Source organism: Pseudocitrobacter sp. 2023LY-00077 (assembly GCF_055796175.1).
This window is the reverse complement of sequence record NZ_JBSPEI010000007.1, coordinates 153,487-172,561: the sequence shown is the minus strand read 5'-3', so window position 1 is coordinate 172,561 and position 19,075 is coordinate 153,487. Positions and strand designations below refer to the sequence as shown.

The 19,075-nt window shown below is 53.9% G+C and carries 17 protein-coding genes; 13 read left to right on the top strand and 4 right to left on the bottom strand.

The genetic code is table 11. The features are described 5' to 3' along the window. Window positions 1-105: 105 nt before the first annotated feature. From kdpF to potE, 9 genes are all read left to right on the top strand, one after another. Window positions 106-171: a K(+)-transporting ATPase subunit F gene (kdpF, locus tag ACWWFX_RS11275; protein ID WP_347794369.1), complete on the top strand. Its 66-nt coding sequence runs from the start codon at window positions 106-108 to the stop codon at window positions 169-171. Further along, a complete protein-coding gene (gene kdpA / locus ACWWFX_RS11270; RefSeq protein WP_473223820.1) occupies window positions 171-1,838 on the top strand; it encodes a potassium-transporting ATPase subunit KdpA in 1,668 nt (555 codons plus the stop codon). Before kdpF ends, kdpA begins: the two co-directional genes overlap by 1 nt. 20 nt (window positions 1,839-1,858) lie before the next feature. Continuing rightward, on the top strand, window positions 1,859-3,907 hold the full coding sequence (kdpB, locus tag ACWWFX_RS11265; RefSeq protein ID WP_473223819.1) for a potassium-transporting ATPase subunit KdpB: 2,049 nt from the start codon (window positions 1,859-1,861) through the stop codon (window positions 3,905-3,907). Window positions 3,908-3,915: 8 nt separating this feature from the next. Beyond that, window positions 3,916-4,491 (top strand): potassium-transporting ATPase subunit KdpC, encoded by a 576-nt coding sequence (gene kdpC, locus ACWWFX_RS11260; protein ID WP_473223818.1) that lies wholly within the window; start codon window positions 3,916-3,918, stop codon window positions 4,489-4,491. A 2-nt stretch (window positions 4,492-4,493) separates the two neighbouring features. Next, the gene (gene kdpD / locus ACWWFX_RS11255; protein ID WP_473223857.1) at window positions 4,494-7,181 is read left to right on the top strand and encodes a two-component system sensor histidine kinase KdpD; all 2,688 of its coding nucleotides are present in this window, start codon (window positions 4,494-4,496) and stop codon (window positions 7,179-7,181) included. After that, entirely contained in the window at window positions 7,178-7,855 is a 678-nt protein-coding gene (kdpE, locus tag ACWWFX_RS11250; RefSeq protein ID WP_473223817.1) for a two-component system response regulator KdpE, read from the top strand. The genes kdpD and kdpE overlap by 4 nt, the downstream gene beginning before the upstream one ends. A gap of 277 nt (window positions 7,856-8,132) precedes the next feature. Next, window positions 8,133-8,237 carry a leader peptide SpeFL gene (gene speFL, locus ACWWFX_RS11245; protein ID WP_114149115.1) on the top strand — a complete coding sequence of 35 codons (105 nt, stop codon included), beginning with the start codon at window positions 8,133-8,135 and terminating at the stop codon, window positions 8,235-8,237. A 253-nt stretch (window positions 8,238-8,490) separates the two neighbouring features. Continuing rightward, on the top strand, window positions 8,491-10,689 hold the full coding sequence (gene speF / locus ACWWFX_RS11240; protein WP_473223816.1) for an ornithine decarboxylase SpeF: 2,199 nt from the start codon (window positions 8,491-8,493) through the stop codon (window positions 10,687-10,689). Further along, window positions 10,686-12,005 carry a putrescine-ornithine antiporter gene (gene potE, locus ACWWFX_RS11235; protein WP_473223815.1) on the top strand — a complete coding sequence of 440 codons (1,320 nt, stop codon included), beginning with the start codon at window positions 10,686-10,688 and terminating at the stop codon, window positions 12,003-12,005. The genes speF and potE overlap by 4 nt, the downstream gene beginning before the upstream one ends. A 54-nt stretch (window positions 12,006-12,059) precedes the next feature. Here the strand turns inward: potE and pgm are convergent, their stop codons facing one another. Both pgm and seqA read right to left on the bottom strand, forming a co-directional pair. Further along, window positions 12,060-13,700 carry a phosphoglucomutase (alpha-D-glucose-1,6-bisphosphate-dependent) gene (gene pgm, locus ACWWFX_RS11230; RefSeq protein ID WP_149464409.1) on the bottom strand — a complete coding sequence of 547 codons (1,641 nt, stop codon included), beginning with the start codon at window positions 13,698-13,700 and terminating at the stop codon, window positions 12,060-12,062. Window positions 13,701-13,724: 24 nt separating this feature from the next. Next, a complete protein-coding gene (seqA, locus tag ACWWFX_RS11225) occupies window positions 13,725-14,282 on the bottom strand; it encodes a replication initiation negative regulator SeqA (RefSeq protein ID WP_276218383.1) in 558 nt (185 codons plus the stop codon). 184 nt (window positions 14,283-14,466) lie between these two features. Between seqA and ybfF the strand changes: the two genes are divergently transcribed. From ybfF to fur, 4 genes are all read left to right on the top strand, one after another. Beyond that, on the top strand, window positions 14,467-15,231 hold the full coding sequence (gene ybfF, locus ACWWFX_RS11220) for an esterase (protein WP_276218385.1): 765 nt from the start codon (window positions 14,467-14,469) through the stop codon (window positions 15,229-15,231). Between the two features lie 129 nt (window positions 15,232-15,360). Continuing rightward, window positions 15,361-15,654 (top strand): LexA regulated protein, encoded by a 294-nt coding sequence (gene ybfE / locus ACWWFX_RS11215; RefSeq protein WP_276218387.1) that lies wholly within the window; start codon window positions 15,361-15,363, stop codon window positions 15,652-15,654. A 150-nt stretch (window positions 15,655-15,804) separates the two neighbouring features. Then, window positions 15,805-16,335: a flavodoxin FldA gene (gene fldA, locus ACWWFX_RS11210; RefSeq protein WP_015965346.1), complete on the top strand. Its 531-nt coding sequence runs from the start codon at window positions 15,805-15,807 to the stop codon at window positions 16,333-16,335. 282 nt (window positions 16,336-16,617) lie between these two features. Beyond that, entirely contained in the window at window positions 16,618-17,070 is a 453-nt protein-coding gene (fur, locus tag ACWWFX_RS11205; protein ID WP_013367108.1) for a ferric iron uptake transcriptional regulator, read from the top strand. A 113-nt stretch (window positions 17,071-17,183) separates the two neighbouring features. Here fur and chiQ read toward each other — a convergent pair whose 3' ends face one another. Together chiQ and chiP are read right to left on the bottom strand one after the other, a co-directional pair. Beyond that, a complete protein-coding gene (gene chiQ / locus ACWWFX_RS11200; protein ID WP_473223814.1) occupies window positions 17,184-17,516 on the bottom strand; it encodes a ChiQ/YbfN family lipoprotein in 333 nt (110 codons plus the stop codon). 51 nt (window positions 17,517-17,567) lie between these two features. Next, window positions 17,568-18,971, bottom strand: a complete 1,404-nt coding sequence (gene chiP / locus ACWWFX_RS11195) for a chitoporin ChiP (RefSeq protein ID WP_473223813.1) — start codon at window positions 18,969-18,971, stop codon at window positions 17,568-17,570. Between the last annotated feature and the right edge of the window lie 104 nt (window positions 18,972-19,075).

The following is a 19,075-nucleotide window of genomic DNA, read 5'->3' as shown; positions in this document are numbered from 1 at the left end:
CCCCTCCCCCTGATTTTTGCGAAATCTTTGCACCGAAAATCCTACCGTTAATCCAATCACTTAATGTGTTGGAGGTGGGTTGTGACTACAGGCGTAATAGCCGGCATGGTGCTGGTGTTCCTGTTACTGGCGTATCTGGTGTACGCCCTGCTGAATGCGGAGGCGTTCTGATGGCCGCTCAGGGATTTTTACTTATCGCCAGTTTCTTAGTCGTTCTGTTCATACTGGCGCGCCCGTTAGGCAAAATGCTGGCGGGCATGATCGCCAACGAACCGCTGCGCGGTGAAACGGTGCTGTGGCGAACGCTGGGGATTTCGACCGACGAAATGAGCTGGCAGCGGTATGCGCTCGCCATTCTGCTGCTCAACCTTTGCGGCCTGGTGGCTCTGTTCGCGCTGCTGATGCTCCAGGGTGTGCTGCCGTTTAACCCGCAGGGGTTTCCGGGGCTCTCCTGGCATCTGGCGCTGAACACTGCCGTCAGCTTTGTCACCAATACCAACTGGCAATCGTACGGCGGGGAAACCACGCTCAGTTATCTCAGCCAGATGGCGGGCCTGACCGTGCAAAACTTCCTGTCGGCGGCGAGCGGTATCGCGGTGCTTTTCGCCCTCGCCCGCGCATTTGCCCGCCAGCGTGTGACTACGCTCGGGAACGCATGGGTCGATCTTGTGCGCATCACGCTGTGGGTGCTGCTGCCGTTATCGCTGCTGGTCGCGCTGTTCTTTATTCAGCAAGGCACGCTGCAAAACCTGCTGGCGTATCAGCCTATCACCACGCTGGAAGGCGTTAGCCAGCAGTTGCCGATGGGGCCGGTCGCCTCACAGGAAGCGATCAAAATGATCGGCACCAACGGCGGCGGTTTCTTCAACGCCAACTCTTCGCATCCGTTCGAAAACCCGACGGCGCTGACGAATTTCGTGCAGATGCTGGCGATCTTCCTGATCCCTGCTGCGCTCTGCTTCGCCTTTGGTGAAGTGGTGAATGACAAACGCCAGGGCCGCGCGATTCTGTGGGCGATGAGCATCATCTTTGTCATTTGCGTCGCGGTAGTGATGTGGGCGGAAACTAAAGGTAACCCGCACCTGCTGGCGCTGGGCGCAGACAGCAACCTTAACCTGGAAGGGAAAGAGAGCCGCTTTGGCATTCTTGCCAGCAGCCTGTATGCGGTAGTGACTACGGCGGCATCCTGCGGCGCGGTCAACGCGATGCACGACTCCTTCACCGCCCTTGGCGGCATGGTGCCGATGTGGTTGATGCAGATTGGTGAAGTGGTGTTTGGCGGCGTCGGTTCCGGGCTGTACGGCATGTTGCTGTTCGTTCTGCTGGCGGTGTTCATCGCCGGGCTGATGATTGGCCGCACGCCAGAGTATCTGGGTAAAAAAATCGAAGTGCCTGAAATGAAAATGACCGCACTGGCGATTCTGGTGACGCCGACGCTGGTGCTGCTCGGCACCGCACTGGCGATGATGACCGACGCCGGGCGCAGCGGCATGCTCAACCCAGGCAGCCACGGCTTTAGCGAAGTGCTTTACGCCGTCTCCTCTGCGGCCAACAACAACGGCAGCGCCTTTGCAGGGTTAAGCGCCAACACACCGTTCTGGAACTGCCTGCTGGCGTTTTGCATGTTGCTGGGCCGTTTTGCGGTGATTGTGCCCGTGCTGGCCATCGCCGGTTCACTGGTGAACAAAAAAATCCAGCCAGCTACTCCCGGCACGCTCGCCACTCACGATGCGCTGTTTATCGGCCTGCTGATTGGCACCGTGCTGCTGGTCGGCGCCCTGACCTTTATTCCCGCCCTGGCGATTGGCCCGGTCGCGGAACATCTTTCCCTGTTTTAAGCATTGCGGAGTATGTGTTTATGAGTCGCAAGCAACTGGCGCTGTTTGACCGCAAACTGGTTGGGCAGGCGCTACTCGACGCCATTAAAAAACTCAGCCCGACCATTCAGTGGCGTAACCCGGTGATGTTTATCGTCTGGATTGGCAGCGTGCTGACCACCGTGATGAGCCTCGCGATGGCAACCGGGCACCTGCAGGGTAACGCGCTGTTTAGCGGCGCGATCGCCCTGTGGCTGTGGTTTACGGTGCTGTTCGCCAACTTCGCCGAAGCGATGGCGGAAGGCCGTAGCAAAGCGCAGGCCAACAGCCTGAAGAGCGTGCAAAAAACCGCCTTCGCCCGCAAACTTCGCGCCCCGCAGCACGGGGCCGAAATGGATCACGTCCCTTCTGATGAACTGCGTAAAGGTGACGTGGTGCTGGTGGAAGCCGGTGACATCATTCCCTGCGATGGCGAAGTGATCGAGGGCGGCGCGTCGGTCGATGAAAGCGCCATCACCGGGGAATCGGCTCCTGTTATTCGTGAATCCGGTGGCGATTTCGCGTCGGTGACGGGCGGGACGCGTATTCTCTCCGACTGGCTGGTGATCCGTTGTAGCGTCAACCCAGGCGAAACCTTCCTTGACCGGATGATCGCTATGGTTGAAGGCGCGCAGCGTCGCAAAACCCCTAACGAAGTGGCGCTGACGATTCTGCTGGTCGCCCTGACGATTGTCTTCCTGCTGGCGACCGCCACCCTGTGGCCCTTCTCCACCTGGGGCGGTAAACCGGTGAGCGTGATCGTGCTGATAGCTCTGCTGGTGTGTCTGATCCCAACCACCATCGGCGGCCTGCTGTCGGCCATCGGCGTTGCCGGGATGAGCCGCATGTTGGGCGCTAACGTGATAGCCACCAGCGGCCGCGCGGTAGAAGCCGCAGGCGACGTCGATGTGTTGCTACTGGATAAAACCGGCACCATTACCCTCGGCAACCGCCAGGCATCACAATTTTTACCTGCACAGGGCGTGGATGAAAGAACGCTGGCTGACGCGGCACAACTGTCGTCGCTGGCGGATGAAACACCGGAAGGCCGCAGTATCGTGATCCTCGTCAAACAACGTTTCAACCTGCGTGAACGCGATGTTCAGCAGCTTCACGCGACTTTTGTGCCCTTCACTGCGCAAACCCGCATGAGCGGAATTAACATCGATAACCGCATGATCCGCAAAGGATCAGTAGATGCCATTCGCCGCCACGTTGAAAGTAACGGCGGGCAATTCCCGGCGGATGTCGAGCATCTGGTCGACGGTATCGCCCGTCAGGGTTCAACCCCGCTGGTGGTCGTGGAAGGCGCGAAAGTCCTCGGTGCGATTGCCCTGAAAGATATCGTAAAAGGCGGCATTAAAGAACGCTTCGCGCAACTGCGCAAAATGGGCATCAAGACGGTGATGATCACCGGTGATAACCGCCTGACCGCCGCCGCGATCGCCGCTGAAGCGGGCGTCGATGATTTTCTCGCCGAAGCGACGCCGGAAGCCAAACTGGCGTTGATTCGCCAGTATCAGTCTGAAGGGCGCATGGTAGCGATGACCGGCGACGGCACCAACGACGCCCCGGCGCTGGCGCAGGCTGACGTGGCGGTGGCGATGAACTCCGGCACTCAGGCGGCGAAAGAAGCCGGCAACATGGTCGATCTCGATTCCAACCCGACCAAGCTGATTGAAGTGGTACATATCGGTAAACAGATGCTGATGACCCGTGGCTCACTCACCACATTCAGCATCGCCAATGACGTGGCGAAATACTTCGCCATTATCCCGGCGGCGTTTGCCGCAAGCTGGCCGCAACTTGGCGTGTTGAACATCATGCATCTGCATTCACCGGACTCAGCGATTCTGAGCGCGGTGATTTTCAACGCCCTGATCATCGTTTTTCTGCTGCCGCTGGCGCTGAAAGGCGTGAGTTATCAGCCCCTTTCCGCTTCTGCCATGCTGCGCCGCAACCTGTGGGTTTACGGCCTGGGCGGCCTGATTGTGCCGTTTATCGGCATTAAAGCTATCGATCTGTTACTGACTCTGTTTGGTCTGGTGTGAGGTATACCATGTCTCTGCTTCGTCCTGCTGTTGTGATTTTTCTTTTTCTGGCACTGATTACCGGCGGTGCTTATCCGCTGCTGACCACCGCGCTCGGCCAGTGGTGGTTTCACGATAGCGCCAACGGTTCGCTGATTATTGAGGGCAATCAGGTGCGCGGTTCCACGCTGATTGGGCAAAACTTTACCCAACCCGGCTATTTCCACGGTCGCCCCTCCGCCACGGCGGACATGCCCTACAACCCGATGGCATCGGGCGGCAGTAATCTGGCGGCGAGCAACCCGGCGCTGGATGATGCCATTCGCCAACGTGTCGCCCAACTTCGGGCTGCCAACCCGGATGCGCCAGCCGCCGTTCCCACGGAACTGGTGACGGCCTCCGCCAGCGGGCTTGATTACGGCCTGACGCCGGAAAGCGTGCGCTGGCAGGTGCCGCGCGTCGCCAGCGCGCGTCACGTCTCAGCGGAATGGCTCAATCAACAAATTGATGCCGCCACGCAGAAACCGCTGCTCGGTTTTCTCGGCCAACCTGTGGTAAATATTGTTGAGCTGAATATGGCGCTGGATGCCCACAAGGAAAACTGATGATGACCGACGAGCCGCAACGCCCAAACCCGGATCGCCTGCTGGAGCAGACGGCCTCTCCGCATCGCGGAAAGCTGAAGATTTTCTTCGGTGCCTGCGCGGGCGTGGGGAAAACCTGGGCGATGCTGGCGGAGGCCCAGCGTCTGCGGGCGCAGGGGCTGGATATCCTGGCGGGCGTGGTGGAAACCCACGGGCGTAAAGAGACGGCGGAAATGCTCAAGGGCCTGACGCTGCTACCGCAAAAGCGGCTCGCCTGGCAGGGCCGTTATCTGCATGAGTTTGACCTGGACGCCGCCCTCGCCCGCCGCCCGGCGCTGGTCCTGATGGATGAACTGGCGCACAGCAATGCGCCCGGTTCGCGTCATCCCAAACGCTGGCAGGATATCGACGAACTTCTGGAAGCCGGAATCGACGTCTTTACTACCGTTAACGTCCAGCATCTGGAAAGCCTGAATGACATTGTCAGCGGCGTCACCGGCATTCAGGTGCGTGAAACGGTGCCCGACCCGTTCTTTGATGCCGCCGATGAAGTGGTCCTGGTGGATCTGCCGCCGGACGACCTACGCCAGCGGCTGAACGAAGGCAAAGTGTACCTTGCCGGGCAGGCCGAACGCGCGATCGAGAATTTTTTCCGCAAAGGGAATCTCATCGCCCTACGTGAACTGGCGCTGCGCCGCACGGCGGACCGCGTGGATGAACAGATGCGCGCCTGGCGCGATACCCAGGGCCAGGAAAAAGTCTGGCATACCCGCGACGCGATCCTGCTCTGCGTCGGCCACCATACGGGCAGCGAAAAACTGGTGCGCACCGCCGCACGTCTGGCGGCGCGTTTAGGCAGCGTCTGGCATGCCGTATATGTGGAAACGCCTACGCTGCATCGCCTGCCAGAGGCCCAGCGCCGCGCGATCCTCAGTTCGCTACGTCTGGCGCAGGAGCTGGGCGCGGAAACCGCCACCCTTTCCGACCCCTCGGAAGAAAAAGCAGTGATCCGCTACGCCCGCGAGCATAACCTTGGCAAAATTGTGATCGGCAGACAGGAGAAACGTCACTGGTGGAGCGGCGAGCGCTTCGGCGACCGCCTGGCCCGTCATGCACCGGATCTCGATCTGCTGGTTGTCGCGATGGACGAGAAGCCCGATCCGCTGCCTTCATCAACCCGCGATCCGCGCAGCTTCTTTGACAAATGGCAGGTGCAAATCCGGGGCTGCGCGGTGGCGTTTGCCCTTTGCGCTGCCATCACGCTTATCGCGGCGCAATGGTTAATGGCGTTCGACGCCGCCAACCTGGTGATGCTCTATCTGCTCGGCGTGGTGATCGTCGCCCTCTTCTATGGCCGCTGGCCGTCGGTGCTGGCGACGGTTATCAACGTTATCAGTTTCGATCTCTTCTTTATCGCTCCGCGCGGTACGCTGGCGGTGTCTGATGTGCAATACCTTCTGACCTTCGGCGTGATGCTCACCGTGGGGCTGGTGATTGGCAACCTGACCGCCGGTGTGCGCTACCAGGCGCGGGTGGCGCGCTATCGTGAACAGCGCACCCGCCATCTGTACGAGATGTCGAAAGCCCTGGCGGTGGGACGCAGCGCCGAAGATATCGCCCGCACCTGCGAGCAGTATATTCAGTCAACCTTCCATGCGCGCAGCCAGGTGCTGCTTCCCGACGAAAACGATAAGCTCACGCCGTCCACACAGCAGGACGGCCTGACACCGTGGGATGATGCGATTGCGCGCTGGAGCTTCGATAAAGGCCTTCCCGCCGGGGCGGGCACCGATACCCTGCCCGGCGTGCCGTATCAGATCCTGCCGCTAAAAAGCGCCAGCAAAACGCTGGGGCTGGTGGTGGTCGAACCGCTTAACTTGCGCCAGTTGATGATCCCTGAGCAGCAGCGTTTGCTGGAGACATTCACGCTGCTGGCCGCCAGCGCGCTGGAACGGCTGGCGCTCACCGCCAGTGAAGAACAGGCGCGATTTGCCAGCGAACGGGAAAGTTTACGCAACTCGCTGCTGGCCGCGCTTTCCCATGATTTGCGCACACCGCTGACGGTGCTGTTTGGTCAGGCGGAAATTCTGACGCTCGATCTTGCCAGCAGCGGCTCGCCTTACGCCCCGCAGGCCAATGAAATTCGCCAGCACGTGCTAAACACCACGCGGCTGGTGAATAATTTGCTGGATATGGCGCGCATCCAGTCTGGCGGCTTTAATCTTAATAAAGAGTGGCTGACGCTTGAAGAGGTGGTCGGCAGCGCGCTGCGTATGCTGGAACCCGGCCTGAACGGGCAGCAGATTGCGCTATCGCTTCCCGACCCGCTGATGCTTATTCACGTCGACGGGCCGCTGTTTGAACGCGTGCTGATCAACCTGCTGGAAAACGCGGTTAAGTACGCCGGGCCGCAGGCGCAGATTGGCATTAACGCCCGCGAGCAAAATCATCAGCTCTTGCTCGATATCTGGGATGACGGGCCGGGCATTGCGCAGGGGCAGGAATCACGAATTTTTGATAAATTCTCACGTGGAAATAAAGAGTCCGCCATTCCCGGCGTCGGGCTGGGGCTGGCGATTTGCCGGGCCATTGTCGATATTCATGGCGGTACGCTTTCAGCCAGCAATCGCCCTGAAGGTGGCGCCTGTTTTCATGTTACACTTCCGCTGGAATCTCCACCGGAACTTGAAGAATTTCATGAGGATATGTGACCAGCGTTCTGATTGTTGAAGATGAACAAGCCATCCGCCGTTTTCTGCGCACCGCGCTGGAAGCCGAAGGGCTGCGCGTATTTGACGCTCAAACATTACAGCGTGGGTTACTGGAAGCGGCAACGCGCAAGCCCGATCTGGTGATCCTCGACCTCGGCTTGCCCGACGGCGACGGGATCGATTTTATCCGCGATTTCCGTCAGTGGAGCGCCACGCCGGTGATAGTGCTTTCCGCACGCAGCGAAGAGAACGACAAAATTGCCGCGCTGGACGCAGGCGCGGATGATTATCTCAGCAAACCGTTTGGCATCGGCGAGTTGCAGGCCCGCCTGCGCGTCGCGCTACGCCGCCACGCCAATACCCAGCCCAACGATCCGCTGGTGACATTCTCTGATGTGCAGGTCGATCTCGCCGCTCGCCGCATTGTGCGCGGCGGCGAAGAGGTGCATCTCACCCCTATCGAATTTCGCCTGCTGGCGGAACTGCTCAACAACCCCGGCAAAGTGCTCACCCAGCGTCAGTTGCTAAACCACGTCTGGGGGCCAAATGCGGTGGAACATAGTCATTATCTGCGGATTTATATGGGGCATATTCGGCAGAAACTGGAAGCCGACCCGGCACGGCCAAAACATTTCCTGACGGAGACGGGGATTGGGTATCGGTTTATGTTGTGAATAGTCATTCATTTATTTTGACTTTATAACCATAGTTAGTCTAATTTAATTAAATCCTTATTATTTATACGCCTCGTCAATTTTTGCTTTCGTCTAAAATAAAGAAACACAATCATTTAACAACACAGAAACATATCAGCACCTTCTATTGGAAGATGCGTATATTACGGCTAATTATTTGGCTTGTGATCGTTTTTTATTGATCAGCTTCACAGAATCAGGCCACTTCCAGGATAAAATACCAACGCTTTCATTTTACCAATAGGAAGGTTTAAAAATGGAAAATAATAGTCGTACAATGCCCCATATAAGGCGGACAACACATATTATGATGTTTGCCCACCGCAACAGCTTTGACTTTCATTTCTTTAATGCCCGCTAGTCATTCGACGACGGGCACTCCAGCATACAGGTCTTCCTGACCCTTTGCATTGCAGGCTATGCCTGTATTCCGCGGTGCTCCCCTTTGCATAACCCTGAGTTACCTGTAACCGGACCGGTTAGGGTTCATTGCATCTAAAAAAGCAAATCTCTGATTATTTTATCAGTGGGATGATTTTGCTTTTTTTCCGGAGATATCAATTTCTCATTTGAGAAATTGAGGACCTGCTATTACCTGAAATAAAGAGATGAATATGTCTAATTTAAAAATCGCGGTTAGCCATCGCTGCCCGGATTGTTTTTCTACGCTGCGTGAAATTGTTGATATCGAAGAAAGTAATCTTGTGGATGTCGCCGCTGTGGTGTTATCCATCAGCGATATTGAACAAGGCAAACTTGATGAAATCGATGCTACTGGCTACGGTATTCCTGTCTTTATCGCGACCGATAGTGAGCAACGCGTTCCGGCAGAATATCTACCACGGCTTTCAGGTGTTTTTGAACACAATGCCGCACGCAACACCTTTTATGGCCGCCAGTTAGAAACGGCTGCCAGCCATTATGAAACGCATCTGCGCCCACCTTTTTTCCGTGCGTTAGTGGACTATGTCAACCAGGGCAACAGCGCGTTTGACTGTCCTGGACATCAAGGTGGTGAATTTTTCCGTCGTCACCCCGCAGGGAATCAGTTCGTCGAATATTTTGGCGAAACGCTTTTCCGTTCGGACTTATGTAATGCGGATGTGGCCATGGGCGACCTGCTGATACATGAAGGTGCACCATGTATCGCGCAACAACATGCTGCTAAAGTGTTTAATGCCGATAAAACCTATTTTGTCTTAAACGGAACGTCCTCTTCGAATAAAGTCGTGCTCAATGCCCTGCTAACCCCGGGCGATTTGGTTTTATTTGATCGTAATAACCATAAATCAAACCACCACGGTGCATTACTTCAGGCCGGGGCGACACCGGTTTATCTGGAAACCGCACGTAACCCGTACGGCTTTATTGGCGGTATTGACGCACACTGTTTTGAAGAGCGTTATCTACGAGAGTTAATTTCTGAAGTTGCGCCAGAGAGAAGTAAAGATGTGCGCCCATTCCGTCTTGCCGTCATTCAATTAGGAACCTACGATGGCACCATCTACAATGCGCGTCAGGTAGTTGATAAGATTGGACATCTTTGCGATTACATTCTTTTTGACTCTGCCTGGGTTGGCTACGAACAATTTATTCCTATGATGGCAGACTGCTCGCCGCTCTTACTGGATTTGAACGAAAATGATCCAGGCATTTTGGTCACACAATCCGTTCATAAACAGCAGGCTGGTTTCTCTCAGACATCGCAAATCCATAAAAAAGATAGTCATATTAAAGGTCAGGATCGTTATGTTCCGCATAAACGCATGAACAATGCCTTTATGATGCATGCCTCCACCAGCCCGTTCTACCCTCTCTTTGCGGCATTGGACATCAATGCGAAAATGCATGAAGGCGTAAGTGGACGTAACATGTGGATGGATTGCGTCAAAAACGGTATTGATGCGCGCAAGCTGATTCTGGAAAACTGTCATCATATACGCCCGTTTGTTCCTGACGTCGTTGACGGAAAACCATGGCATGTTTATCCAACCGATAAAATCGCCAACGATCTGCACTTCTTCCATTTTGTCCCAGGCGAGCGCTGGCACGCGTTTGAAGGCTATGCAGAAAACCAGTATTTCGTTGATCCTTGCAAGCTGTTGCTAACCACTCCAGGCATTAATGCACATAATGGCGAGTACGAGAAATTTGGCGTTCCTGCCACCATTCTGGCTAACTTCCTTCGTGAAAATGGCGTTATCCCGGAAAAATGTGACCTCAACTCCATTCTCTTCTTGTTAACACCCGCTGAAGACATGGCGAAATTACAGCAACTGGTCGCGCTTTTGGTTCGTTTCGAAAAACTTCTTGAAGATGATGCGCCATTAGCTGAAGTATTACCTTCCATCTACAAACAACATGCCGAACGTTATGCGGGCTATTCACTCCGTCAACTTTGTCAGGAGATGCACGATCTTTACGCTCGTCACAACGTTAAACAGTTACAAAAAGAAATGTTCCGGAAATCACATTTCCCCTTGATCCGGATGAATCCTCAGGAAGCTAACTACGCCTATTTGCGTGGTGAAGTCGAGCTTGTTCGCCTACCCGATGCTGAGGGCAGAGTCGCCGCAGAAGGCGCTCTTCCTTACCCTCCTGGCGTTCTTTGTGTCGTTCCTGGTGAAATTTGGGGCGGGGCTGTACTGCAATATTTCGGCGCACTTGAGGAAGGGATAAACCTTCTGCCGGGTTTTGCGCCTGAATTGCAGGGGGTCTACATCGAGGAAAACGACGGACGTAAGCAAGTTTGGTGTTATGTCATTAAGCCACGCACAACCACTCCTGCCTTGCTGAAAGGGGAAATATTATGAGCAAAGCCAAAGCGAATAAAATGGGCGTCGTTCAGCTTACCATCCTGACCATGGTCAATATGATGGGCTCCGGTATTATTATGCTGCCGACCAAGCTTGCAGAAGTAGGTACCATCTCGATTATTTCATGGTTAGTCACCGCAGTAGGCTCAATGGCGCTAGCCTGGGCATTCGCCAAGTGTGGGATGTTTAGCCGAAAATCCGGCGGTATGGGTGGTTACGCTGAATATGCCTTTGGCAAGTCGGGCAACTTCATGGCGAACTATACCTATGGCGTCTCATTATTAATTGCTAACGTGGCGATTGCTATCTCTGCGGTAGGTTATGGCACTGAATTACTCGGCGCCTCACTGTCACCCGTGCAAATTGGGCTGGCAACGATCGGCGTACTGTGGATTTGTACCGTTGCCAACTTTGGAGGGGCACGCATTACCGGGCAAATCAGTAGTATCACTGTTTGGGGTGTAATCATTCCTGTCGTAGGTTTATGCATTATCGGCTGGTTTTGGTTTAGCCCAACGCTGTATGCCAGCTCCTGGAACCCCCACCACGTTCCATTCTTTAGCGCTGTCGGTTCATCCATCGCGATGACGCTCTGGGCCTTTCTTGGACTTGAGTCTGCCTGCGCGAATGCCGAGGTTGTTGAAAATCCAGAACGCAACGTGCCTATTGCCGTACTAGGAGGCACGCTGGGGGCGGCGGTGATTTACATTATTTCAACCAATGTGATTGCCGGAATCGTACCAAATATGGATTTGGCAAACTCAACAGCGCCGTTTGGTTTAGCATTCTCACAGATGTTTACCCCAACAGTTGGGAAAGTGATCATGGCACTCATGATTATGTCCTGCTGTGGCTCGCTTCTTGGATGGCAGTTCACCATTGCACAAGTCTTTAAATCATCCGCCGACGAAGGTTATTTCCCCAAAATCTTCTCACGGGTATCAAAAGTCGATGCGCCGGTTCAGGGCATGCTAGCCATCGTCATCATTCAAAGTGGATTGTCGCTGATGACGATCAGCCCATCATTGAACAGCCAGTTCAACGTGCTGGTCAATCTGGCGGTCATCACTAATATTATTCCATACATCCTGTCGATGGCGGCCCTGGTGATTATCCAGAAAATGGCAAATGTGGAACCTTCAAAAGCCAAAATCGCCAATGGCGTCGCATTCATTGGGGCACTTTACAGCTTCTACGCGCTCTATTCCTCCGGGGAGGAGGCGATGCTGTATGGTTCCATCGTCACGTTCCTGGGCTGGACGTTATACGGGCTGGTTTCACCACGCTTTGAACTAAAAAATAAACACAGTTAAGGGGTACATGGTAAAAAAAAGGAGCCGCAAGGCTCCTTTTTTATTTATTCGCTTTTACGCGTTTTTCAGCACTTCGCTGACAATCTCAACCGCTTCTTTCTCAATCTGCTTACGGTGTTCTTCACCAAGGAAGCTTTCGCAGTAGATTTTATACGCGTCTTCCGTACCTGACGGACGTGCGGCGAACCAGCCGTTGTCGGTCATCACTTTCAGACCGCCGATGGATGCGCCGTTACCCGGTGCCGCCGTCAGACGTGCGGTGATCGGATCGCCTGCCAGCGTGCTGGCGCTCACCATCTCTGGGGAGAGTTTAGACAATGCCGCTTTCTGCGCAGAAGTCGCACCCGCCTGCAAACGGTTGTAGCTTGGCGCACCGAAGCGTTTTGCCAGCTCGTTGTAATGCTCTTGCGGGTTCTTGCCGGTGACGGCGGTGATTTCCGCAGCCAGCAGGCACATGATGATACCGTCTTTATCGGTCGACCACGGCGTGCCGTCGAAACGCAGGAACGATGCCCCGGCGCTCTCTTCGCCGCCAAAACCGAAGCTGCCGTCAAACAGACCATCAACGAACCATTTGAAGCCTACCGGCACTTCCACCAGCTTGCGGCCCAGATCGTTAACCACACGGTCGATCATTGCAGAAGAAACCAGCGTTTTACCCACGGCGACGTCTTTGCCCCACTGCGGACGGTGCTGGAACAGGTAGTTGATGGCAACCGCCAGATAGTGGTTCGGATTCATCAGGCCCGCAGGCGTGACGATACCGTGACGGTCGTAGTCCGGGTCGTTGGCGAACGCGAGGTCAAACTTATCGCGCAGCGCCAGCAGGCCCGCCATCGCGCACTCGGAGGAGCAGTCCATACGGATTGCGCCATCTTTGTCGAGATGCATAAAGCGGAAAGTCTGGTCAACCTGATCGTTAACGATGGTCAGATTCAGCTTGTAGTATTCGCCGATACGTTTCCAGTATTCGATACCGGAACCACCCAGCGGATCGACGCCCAGCGTCAGGCCCGCTTTCTGGATAGCCGCCATATCGACAATATCCGCCAGCCCTTCAATGAATGGCTGCACCAGGTCCATCTCTTTCACATGACCGGACGCCAGCGCGGCATCCAGAGAAATACGTTTCACGCCTTTCAGGCCATCGGCCAGCAGCGCATTGGCGCGATCTTCCACCACTTTGGTGACGTTAGTATCGGCCGGGCCACCGTTAGGCGGGTTGTATTTGATACCGCCATCTTCCGGCGGGTTGTGAGACGGCGTAATCACAATACCGTCAGCCAGTGGACCACCTTTTTTGTTGTGGACCAGAATAGCGTTCGACACAGCAGGCGTCGGCGTAAAGCCGTTATTTTCCTGCACAATGACATCCACACCGTTTGCCGCAAGCACTTCGAGCACCGAGATAAACGCCGGTTCAGAGAGCGCGTGGGTATCTTTACCGACGAAGCAAGGGCCGGTAATGCCGTTTTTCGCACGATCTTCGGCGATAGCCTGCGCGATCGCCAGAATATGAGGTTCATTGAAACTCTGGCGCGCCGCGCTGCCACGGTGTCCGGAAGTACCGAACTTCACTGCATGCTCTGCGTTACCCACTTCCGGTTTCAGCACATAGTACTGAGACGTCAGCTGGGCGACGTTAATCAAATCACTCTGTTGTGCAGGTTGGCCCGCACGGTTATGGATTGCCATTGCTTGATCCTTCTTATGCAAGGGTTAGATTGTGCCGCATACCTTTTCGATTAATTCAGCGGGGAACTGCATAAATTGCATAATGTGTTCCACCATACTGCATTTACGACCCGTGTTGGTATTCGTGATCACCCAATATGGGGTTTCCGGTACCTGTTTCGGTTTAGTCTGATTACCGTTTTTCAGCAGGGTTTGCTCATTGGCGGCAAAGTAGACACGCGTACGCCCATGAAGTGATTCCGTCGCTTCGGCAAACGCGTTGTTATCCAGTTTGTAGAGCGTCGTCAGGATCAGCATAAAGCGATTGACGGCTTTTTTCTGCTCAGCATATTCGTCAGAGAGCAGCAGTTCACGCATCGCGCGAACTTTATCTTTCGCGGTTTTAACCGGTTTTACCTCGGCAACTGGAGCAACCTGAGCAGGCGCAACTTCAGCTTTGGCAACCGGAGCAGCAACAACAGGTTGTGATGCGGCGGAAAACTTCAGCATTCGCCGTAAAATGTCAGATGCGCTCTCGCCAATGTGCAGTGTGTGGGCGGCAATATAGCGATAGAGTTCGTCATCAACTTCGATCGTTTTCATCTTAATCCAGTGCAATTATTTTTTCTGAATACAAGTTGCTGGGATTATATGTTCAAAACCCAACAGCGGATAGCGTCATACCAGGATAGCGGCAAAAATGGGATAAAAATCGTATCTTGCCCCTGAACGTGAGAATGTCCAACATAATACCCTAACCCGACAGAGCGAAAAAAAGAACTTTGCTATGAAATTGAATACCCGAGCGCAATCTGCACAAAACCTGCACAATAATTCCCCCATTCTGCTCGTTCACGGCCTTTTCGGCAGCCTGGACAACCTTGGCGTACTGGCGCGCGACCTGGTGACCGACCACGATATCCTGCAAGTGGATATGCGTAATCACGGTCTTTCTCCGCGAGCGGATGAGATGAACTACCCGGCGATGGCCCAGGATCTGCTGGATACCCTCGACGCCCACAACATCGAGAAAGCCACGGTGATTGGTCACTCGATGGGCGGCAAAGCGGTGATGGCCCTGACCGCGCTAGCCCCGGAACGCATCGATAATCTGGTCGCTATTGATATCGCGCCGGTGGATTATCATGTGCGTCGCCACGATGAGATTTTTGCGGCGATTAACGCAGTCACCAACGCAGGTGTCTCCTCACGCCAGCAGGCCGCAACCGTGATGCGCGAATTTTTAGCCGAAGAAGGTGTGATTCAGTTTCTGCTGAAGTCGTTTGTTGACGGCGAGTGGCGCTTTAACGTACCGGTGCTGTGGGATCAGTACCCGCACATCGTCGGCTGGGAGACGATTCCGGCGTGGGATCATCCGGCACTGTTTATCCCCGGCGGAAATTCGCCTTATGTTACCGAAACTTACCGTAACGACCTGCTCTCGCAATTCCCACAGGCGCGTGCGCACGTCATTGCAGGCGCTGGCCACTGGGTGCATGCGGAAAAACCGGACGCGGTGCTGCGCGCCATCCGCCGATATTTAGCAGACTGATTAAAAACTCAACGACCGCGCGCCATTATGGCCGTGGTCGTTGGCGTGTCGGTTGCACTGATGTATGATTGCGCGCTGTCTGCACCGGGCGTTTCCCGGTAGCTTGTTTCCCCGAAGTCACTCTGAATCATGGCAAAAGAACAAACGGACCGAACGACAATTGATTTGTTCGCAAATGAGCGTCGGCCGGGAAGACCCAAAACCAATCCGCTTTCGCGTGACGAACAGCTGCGCATCAATAAGCGTAATCAATTAAAACGCGATAAAGTTCGCGGTTTGAAGCGCGTCGAGCTGAAACTCAATAACGATGCGGTAGATGCCCTGAACGAACTGGCAACCGCGCGCGATATGAGTCGCAGTGAGCTTATCGAAGAGATTCTGATGAGCCAGTTAGCCCTGCTTCGCGCGCAGGAAAAGCTCTGAAAATTTCATAAAATCCCGCTTTCATGTAGCAGAGTGTGCAGTCCGGTACGATTGCTGATTCCGCACCCTTCTCTGTTCTGCTATGATTGCCCTTATCTGTGGGCAATACGCCACCACCATATCATTAAGTTTCAAGAGGTTATTTAACTCATGGCAATCGTTGGCATTTTCTTTGGTAGCGACACCGGCAATACCGAAAATATTGCAAAAATGATTCAGAAACAGCTTGGTAAAGACGTTGCCGACGTGCATGACATTGCCAAGAGCAGCAAAGAAGACCTGGCTGCATTCGACATTCTGCTGCTGGGTATCCCTACCTGGTACTACGGTGAAGCCCAGTGCGACTGGGACGATTTCTTCCCGACGCTGGAAGAAGTTGATTTCAATGGCAAACTGGTTGCACTGTTCGGCTGCGGCGACCAGGAAGACTATGCGGAATACTTCTGTGATGCGCTGGGCACTATCCGCGACATCATCGAACCGCGCGGTGCGACCATCGTCGGCCACTGGCCAACAGCGGGTTACCACTTCGAAGCCTCTAAAGGCCTGGCCGATGACGACCACTTCGTAGGTCTGGCTATTGATGAAGATCGTCAGCCGGAACTGACCGCTGAACGTGTAGAAAAATGGGTAAAACAGATTTCTGAAGAGCTGCATCTGGAAGAGATCAAAAACGCCTGATTCTTGATGCGGCGTGACTTTTCAAATCACGCCGCATTAATAGGTAGAAGCAATCAAAATAATAGCTACAATTTTTTAACTTTTGAGCGTAAATCTGTACAATATCTTCTGAATTTAGCGAGTTTGCTGGTCAAGCCTCGTTTTCGAAATCTTTATTCGCCCAGGTCTTGCTGTTTTCATTTAGAAGGCGTCATTCTATAATGAGACGCATTACACTCGGTGCACTCTCTGTGATACTTCCGCGTTTGGAAGTCAATCGTTTAGCAACAGGACAGATTCCGCATGACTGACAACAATACCGCATTAAAGAAGGCTGGCCTGAAAGTCACACTTCCCCGGTTAAAGATCCTGGAAGTGCTTCAGGAACCAGACAATCACCATGTCAGCGCGGAAGACTTATACAAACGCCTGATCGACATGGGTGAAGAGATTGGTCTGGCGACCGTCTACCGCGTTCTGAACCAGTTTGATGACGCGGGCATTGTCACGCGCCATAATTTTGAAGGTGGCAAGTCCGTTTTCGAACTGACTCAACAACACCATCACGATCACCTGATCTGCCTCGACTGCGGCAAGGTTATCGAATTCAGCGATGATTCCATCGAAGCTCGTCAGCGTGAAATTGCCGCGAAACACGGTATCCGCCTAACCAACCACAGCCTGTACCTGTATGGTCACTGTGCTGAGGGCGACTGCCGCGAAGATGAACACGCGCACGATGGCGTAGAGAAGTAATTTCTTCGAGATTCTGAAAAGCCAACCTTCGGGTTGGCTTTTTTATTGCCTCTGTAAAGACAAAAAAAGCCGGAGACGCTTTAGGTCCCCGGCTCTGTGCAGGCCTTATTGTCTTACTTTGTCGTGTTATTACTGCGAATTTCCTGCCAGATTAACCCGCAATCTTTCTTCACGGCCTGATCGTTACCGGTTTTTCTCGCCAGAATGCACGCCTGATAATCGCTTACCCGCACGGTCTCCTGATTGGCAAACTGCTGGTGCGCCTTCTCCTGCTTCAGCACGTTCAGCACCTGCTGGCAGGCTTCGATTTTTTCCGGCGAGCCTTCTGCGGTGTTGATACAGGCGCTATAGGCATCTTTTAAACGCGTATCTTCTTTTGGTGCTTCAGACTGAGCGCAGCCCGCCAGCGCCGCGACCAGCGCAGCAATCATCACTATTTTTTTCATGTTATTAGCCTTATACGACACGGCGGGCTCTGCGGCCCGCCTGAATACTTATCAGAAGATGGTGAACGGTGCGATAACCATAAATTTCACGTCACGTTCATCCTGGAAGATGTTGCCGTAACCACCGCTCCAGCTCGGGATATCCGAGTGGTTGTCGTACTGGGTGAAGTGCAGTTTTAACAGAGTACCTTTCGCGCGCCCTTCCTGTACGGTGTATGCCACATCGAAGCTGTAAGAAGACTCTTCGATAGTTTTGTTTTTGTCGTAGTACGCGTCCGGGTTGATCTGCCAGGTAGACGGTTTGGCATCCCAGGCGTAGACGTATGATGCACCTACAGCCCAGCCCGGCAGGTTCCAGTTCTTCAGGTCATACATCGCACCGAAGAACACCGCTTTTTCGCCGTTGGCGTTGAAGTCAGAACGGTTATCCCACCACACATCGAGGCGACCGTTTGAGGAGGCGTAGGTTGGCGTCATACGCTGCAGGAAGTAGCCCTGCTGGCCTTCAGCCTTAACCCAGGTCCCTTCCAGACGCAGGTCAACCTGCCCCACTTTGTAACCGAAGGTCAGCGCCTGCAACCACGCGGTGCCGTCATAAATATCGTTTACGGTGCGGTCATCCACTTTATCGCGGGTACCGTAGAACTGATAGCTGGTAGACAGCGGGCTACCGGCGATATCAAATTTGTAGCTGGCTTTGGCAAAGTACTGATCGACATAGCCTTCCGCCTGACCAAATGCCGCTTCCAGCACCAGGTCATTTTTGAAGTCATATTTCATACCGATGGAGTGCAGATAATCGACTTTCGTGCGCTTATCGTTCTGGTAGAAATTATCCATTTCGATATGCCATGGGGCCTTATATTCATTGGTCCACATGTAGGAGAAGCTCAGCGCACCAGCATCGCCGTAATCAAAGTTCGCGCCCGCTTCTGCACCCTGATAGGTGCCTGGCATAAAGCTCCAGTGCGGCGCTAACAACGTTTGACCGGTCGGCTGAATATAACCACCACGCGCCCAAACCGGGCCATACTTAAATTTCGCAGCGGCTTTATAAAGGCTCACACCGCTTTTATCGCCGGAGTAATCTTCCGAGTAGCCTTTATTTTTAGACGAGAACGCAATTTCGTTCGGGTGACCACTTTCTGAGGATTCTGCCATTTCGATAGCGGTAAACGCCGCAATATCGAGGCCGAACATATCAGCAGCATAGCCGGACTGGAAATCGAGGTTGGCGTTCCAGGTGGAGTGAGAAAGGTTAGTTTTATATTTGTCGTTATCGGTCACATCTTTACGGTCACGCTCACGCTGCCAGTAATAGATGCCACCCGTTAACGTGGAGTCATCGATAAAGCCTGCTGCACTCGCCTGGGGAACAACGACCAGGCCCGACATTGCTGTGACACCGGCAATAGCCAGCGCCAGCGTACTACGTTTGCCACTGAACGTACGCATATGTGTATCCTCTTTGACTTTTAAAATGCCGCTGCAAAGCAGAGGCTAAAAATAAAAAACTGATAAAAAAGTAGCGGGTGAAAAGCACCTTTTGCTACAGGATT